Source organism: Methanobrevibacter sp. 87.7, assembly GCF_002208625.1.
Classification (GTDB): Archaea; Methanobacteriota; Methanobacteria; order Methanobacteriales; family Methanobacteriaceae; genus Methanarmilla.
The window spans coordinates 1-6,346 of record NZ_MRCT01000111.1 but is presented as its reverse complement, the minus strand read 5'-3'; the positions used below and the strand labels follow the sequence as shown (position 1 = coordinate 6,346).

Annotated in this window: 4 protein-coding genes; 1 reads left to right on the top strand and 3 read right to left on the bottom strand. The window is 22.5% G+C overall.

The features are described from left to right. Positions 1-126: 126 nt before the first annotated feature. Positions 127-1,044 carry a carbon-nitrogen hydrolase family protein gene (locus BGI41_RS06065; RefSeq protein WP_088539520.1) on the bottom strand — a complete coding sequence of 306 codons (918 nt, stop codon included), beginning with the start codon at positions 1,042-1,044 and terminating at the stop codon, positions 127-129. Positions 1,045-1,772: 728 nt separating this feature from the next. Between BGI41_RS06065 and BGI41_RS06060 the strand changes: the two genes are divergently transcribed. Next, entirely contained in the window at positions 1,773-2,933 is a 1,161-nt protein-coding gene (locus BGI41_RS06060) for a zinc-ribbon domain-containing protein (RefSeq protein ID WP_088539518.1), read from the top strand. 206 nt (positions 2,934-3,139) lie between these two features. Here BGI41_RS06060 and argJ read toward each other — a convergent pair whose 3' ends face one another. Together argJ and BGI41_RS06050 are read right to left on the bottom strand one after the other, a co-directional pair. Next, positions 3,140-4,396: a bifunctional ornithine acetyltransferase/N-acetylglutamate synthase gene (gene argJ / locus BGI41_RS06055; RefSeq protein ID WP_088539516.1), complete on the bottom strand. Its 1,257-nt coding sequence runs from the start codon at positions 4,394-4,396 to the stop codon at positions 3,140-3,142. A gap of 937 nt (positions 4,397-5,333) precedes the next feature. Further along, on the bottom strand, positions 5,334-5,918 hold the full coding sequence (locus BGI41_RS06050) for a hypothetical protein (RefSeq protein WP_088539514.1): 585 nt from the start codon (positions 5,916-5,918) through the stop codon (positions 5,334-5,336). Positions 5,919-6,346 lie beyond the last annotated feature (428 nt).

The following is a 6,346-nucleotide window of genomic DNA, read 5'->3' as shown; positions in this document are numbered from 1 at the left end:
ACTAATAAAACTTAAGCTAAAAACCAAATTAAATATCATCATAATTAAAACTAAACAAAATTTAACCTAAAAAATGTTAACTACAATTATAATTAAAACTAAATAAAACTTAAGCTAAAAACCAAATTAAATATCATCATAATTAAAATCAAAAATATCGGGTCTTGAATAATGTCCACATACATCAAATTCCATTCTACTTTCAATAACTTTATTCATATCAAGATCTGCATATATAATACCTTCTTTATCCCATAAAGTTTCTGAAACTTCATGACCATAAGGATCTATTATACAAGTTCCACCTCTACATACATTATCATCTAATTTAGATAATTCTTCAATATTAGTTGATTTTGGATAATCTGATTTTTTAAATACCATATTACAATTTATAAAATAACAATGCCCTTCAATAGCAATATGTCTTATTGTATTCTGCCATTCAGGATTATCATTAGTATTTGGAGAAATATATATTGAAATTCCTTTATCATATAATGCAAAACGTGCAAGAGGCATATAACTTTCCCAACAAATTAAATTTCCCATTGGACCCCATGGAGTTTTCATTACAGGGAAATACTCTTTATTTGCATCACCCCATATTAAACGTTCAGAACCAGTGGGTTTTAATTTACGATGATTTAAAGTTTCACCATCAGGTGAAATCATCATATTAGAATTATATAAAGTAGCAGTTTTTGAATCCCTTTCAGAATAGCCAATACTTACATAAACATGATTTTTAACAGCAGTATAAACTATTTTATTCATTTCAATACCATCAAAGATAATTGAATTATCATAATAATTTTTCCATTCTTTACGACCTTCATCATCTCTATTACCTATACTGAAACCAAAGTTCATACCATAAGGATAACCTGGAATAAATAGTTCTGGAAATACTACTAATTCTGCACCATTTTTTGCACATTCTTCAATTAAATTAAGTACTTTCTCAAGACACTTATCTTTATCAAACATTATAGGACTTGCTTGTACAACAGCTATTTTACAAATTTCTTTTAAATTCTTCATATTAATCCTCTCTTAAATAAATTAACAATCGTTAAATTATATTTAATATAAAAATAATAAACCTTTTGGATTAATAAAATTTATAATAATTTAATAATTTATAAAAGATTAATAGATATAAAAATAGCATAGAACAATAAATTAAAAGAAAAAATACACTAAAAATAAATAAGAAAATAATAAAACAAGAAAAAATACACTAAAATACACTAAAAACAAGAAAAATATAGAAAAAAATAAACAACTAAAAAAATAAATAAAACCTAAAATTAAAAAAAAGTAAAAATTAGATAAAAACTAAACTATCGTTTTTTCCAGGTTTGTTTAGCTCCTCTACCATGTTTACTTCCAGGTTTTTTATAACCAGATTTAGGTCTGGTTCTTTTATTGGTTCCTCTAACTTTTGCCATGTTTTCACCTAAATTTATAATTTATTAATAAAAAACAGTATAAAAATAAATTTTATACCCCGATAATCAATTAAAGTTAAATCTTTAATTTAATTAACATGATTTAAAAAAATTCATAAAATAGAATATTTTATTTAACATTAAATTATTTCTCTAATATAGTATATAATAGTTTCCATCAAATAAGAATTATATAATAATTTAAAAGGAAATTAAAATAATTAAAATAGAATAATATAAAATTTTAAAATTTATTAAAAACAAAATAAGAACTAATATAAAAAAATTAAGTTTCATTAATAACTTAACGGAGGAATTATGAACTGCAAAATATGTCCTCATTGTAAAACTTATAGTGATGCAAATAATATAAAATGTGCTGTATGTGGAATGAATTTACCTAATGTAATATATGATGAAGATCAATTAAAAGATGAATTTAAAACATCAAGAAAATATATTGAACGAAAATTATCATTATATGGTCTTTTTTCAGAATTTAAAAAACTATTAGCCAATGAATATAACATTAGACGTAATGATGAAAAAAATAATATTACATACAATGTAATAATGGAACACTTTATATATCAAACACAATTAAATTCATCAGTAAAAGAAAGGTATTTACAGTATGCAAATAAACTAAATAATTTTAAAAACATGCCTGAAAACCAATTTAAAGAATTAGTTTACAATGATGCAAAACAAATATTTTTTAATATGTTAAAAAACAAAGGAATTAAATTTAATATATACAAACATATTCCAGAACATACTGTACCAGTTACTGTTATAAAAAATAAACATGGAGCTGGAACAAAGATGGTTGCAACTGGTTTATTTGGTGTAGTTGGACTTGCAGGAACAAATGGAGTTAAACAACAAACAGTTAATCAAATAGTACCTGCAAGAGATGAAATTGAAAAAAATGTAAACATTATCTTAAATGAAGATAATATAAGTATCCAATTTATAGATGAAGAACATGGTAAATTACCTAAAAATACTTATAATTGGAATCAAATTACAGAAATGGACTCTGATAATTATTTAAAATCTGATGAATTTGAACCAATATTATTAATAGATTTTGATGGAAAAGAAATAATACAAAGTATAGAAAATATCTATTTCAAATTTTTAGTAGAAAGTCATAAATTAAGAGAAATTATAGATTATGGTGAAATTAAAGGTCTACTAATAAATGATTTTAAAAAATATATAAATAATCATGCTTATGGAAAATATGTTAATAAAAACATAGATGAAGCAAAAGAATTAGAAGAATTTTATAATCTTAAAGAAAGGGGAATAATTAGTGAAAGAGAATATCAAAATAAGAAAAATGAAATTCTTGGAATAAACACTAATACAAATACAAAAATAGGAAATAAAAACTTCTGTCCAAATTGTGGATCAAAAATAGTAGATAAAAATAATAATTATTGTACAGAATGTGGATTTAAACTTGAATAAATTATACCCTTAAATAAATGTAGAAAACATACTAAACTCTCTAAAATAAACATAAGACAAAAGAAATTACACAACAAATTCTAAAAATAAAAAAAACTTAAAACATGAGAATAATAGAAAAAGCTTAAAAAAAGTGTTTAAAAATAATAGAAAATACTATTTAATCTATTCTCTACCTTAAAAATATATAAAAATAATAGAAAATACTATGTAGTGTATTCTCCATTAATTTTAACATAATCATAGGTTAAATCACAACCCCATGCAGTTGCTTCACCATCAGATAAATTAAGATTGATATCAACAACAATATCATCATTAGCCATTAATTTTTCAGCTAAATCAAGATATTTAGTTCCATCAAATGCTAATATTTCCCCATTTTTAACAAGATAAGTTGATTTATCAGATTTTGGATTATTAAATAAACTTTCATTACTTATTGCAATTGAAATAATATCTGGATTCATTTCACAACCAGAATATCCTACTGCAGAAACAATTCTTCCCCAATTAGGATCTTCACCAAATATTGCAGCTTTAAATAACATTGAACTTGCTACTGCTTTTGCAGCTAATTTAGCATCTCTTGGAGATGTTGCACCATGAACATTAACTTCTAAAAATTTACTTGCACCTTCTCCATCACGAACCATTTTTTGAGCAAGATTTACACATAAATAACTTAAAGCATTTTGGAATTTTTCATTAATTTTACCACCATTTGCAACACTTACACCTGATTGACCATTAGCCATTAAAATAGCTGTATCATTAGTACTTTCATCACCATCAACAACAATCATATTAAAACTTAAATCAACTGCATTTTTTAATGCAATTTTAATAGATTCAGGAGCAATAACTGCATCAGTAACAATGAAACATAACATAGTACCCATATTAGGTGCAATCATACCAGTACCTTTACAAATACCACCAATTTTAACTGGTTTACCATCAATATCAACTTCAACTGCAAATTCTTTAGGTACTGTATCAGTAGTCATAATTCCTTTTGCAGCTTCAAGAGAAGCTTCTAGAGAATTATCTAATTTTTTAGAAACTTTTTCAATTAATGGTTCAATAATATCCATTGGCATTTTTCTACCAATAACTCCAGTAGAAGAAGATGCAATTTCAGAACTTGGAATATTTAATAATTTACTTGCATTAGATACAATCTCATCACAATCTTTAATTCCTTGTTCACCAGTAAAACAATTTGCATTACCACTATTTACAATTACAGCAGATAATTTACCATCTTGAATAACTTCTTTAGTGTGAATAATTGGAGCTGCTACAACTTTATTTGAAGTAAATACTGCAGATGCATTACTATTTGGAGATACAATAATAGATACCCCATATTTTCCTTCTTTAATTCCTGCAGCTTTTACATTATCAACAGCACATATTCCTCCATCAATAACATTAACATAATCTTGTTTTTTAAACATATTCATCATCAATTAAAAATATTTTATAATAAAATCAAAAAATAATCGTTACCAATTTAATATTATATTTTATTCTTTTTAACTATTTAGTATAATTAAATAAAATAGTATAAATTTCATTTTAAAAATAATTTAATAAAATTAATAAACTAATAAATTTTAGTTAAAATAGTATTTTGACACTATAGACTTAATAAAATACAGAAAATAAAAAATTAAATCATTAAAAAACATATTATTAAAACAAGAAATAATACACAGTAAAAAAAAAATACACCATTTAAACAAAAATATTAAAATAAAAACAAAAAACTGCTTAATCAAAAAACAATAAACAATGAAAAAAAAAACTAAAAAATCATGATTTTAATAGACTACATATATCAGAAGGAAGTTTAAGTAATATAAATAATTATAATAAACTTATTATTTTAATTTAAGGATAAATTAAATAGTATATTTAATAAAATAATTTAAGTAAAATAAGCATAATTTTAATTTAAACTAATAAAAAATTATCATTAAAAATTAAAATAAAACATAAAAAAACATGATAAAAAAATAAAAAAATCTGCAATAAACAAAAAAAAACACAGTAAAACAATAAAAAATCAACAAATAAACAAAAAAAAACACAGTAAAACAATAAAAAATCAACAAATAAACAAAAAGAAAAAAACACTGCAAATCAGTAAAATAAATCAGAACAGAAATTAAATCAATAAAAACAGATGCAATTACAATTACATTACAAACAAAAATATTATAATATAAATAAAACCCATAAACTATAAAAAACCAAAAAATATTCCTAAAATTTAGTATTAAAGCAATAAATAGTTTATAAATCATATAAAAACTAAAAAATCCAATAATATCAATTAATACGATATTATATTATCTACATAATATCTACTTTTAAATTAATTAATTATAACTAATTTCCATATGGATCTTTATAGTAAGAAGTACCTACAATATTCTTATTACTACTATCAAATTGAAGTAATTGATTAGATCTAATAAGAGATTTAGAATCTATGTCATGACTGTCTAATATAGTATATTTAGCATGTCCAGTACCAAATATTTGACTATTTTCTACAGGAATCAAATAAACATTTCTCCAAAGTTTATCTTTACCAGTTACTCCATCAAAATCTGCATCACAACCACCTTTAGATTGATCACAAGTAATTTCTCCTTCAGGAACAGTATTAGTTCTAGAAGTATCTTTTGGAGTATCTGTTAAAGTTCCAAATTTATGACAGAAAGGACAATAATTAACCCAAGATCGAGTATAACTTTCATAAGGTAATCCTGTATCGACACTTGGTTTCATTGTAACAGTTATAACCGGTACTAATTTACCCTGAGGAGCATTATCAGTAGTTGAATATTGGACAGAAGCATTAGTGTTTTGATTACTTTCAATAATAGCATTGTAAGCAAAAACAGAACATAAAATTACTGATACTATTAAAAGTAATAATACAAAAATAAAAGTATGTTTAATCTTCAATAATACTCCTCCCAAAAATTTTACATATGTTAAAAAAAATTTAAACCCCATATAAAAATAAATTTTTAACATATAGAATTAAATTATGAAAACCCTATAATCATATTAAAAAATTATAGTTATAAGTTATAACTTGTTGTTTTTACCAATAAAAATTTTATTATCAAATTAAACATTAACCAACATTATATATAAAATTTTTTGTAAAAATAAGCTAGTTATAAGTTTTAAGTAAAAATTAAAACTTAGTAAACTGTGTGCAAAATGTGAAAAAAAGCCATAAAATTGAATAAATCTATTTTAATAAAGTAAAATTAAGTTATATAATGAAAAACGAATAATATAATAAAATTAAAAAATATAATATAATTAAAATAAATTATAATAGTTTTTACTATTTTTAAGCTAAAATATTAAGAAATTATATA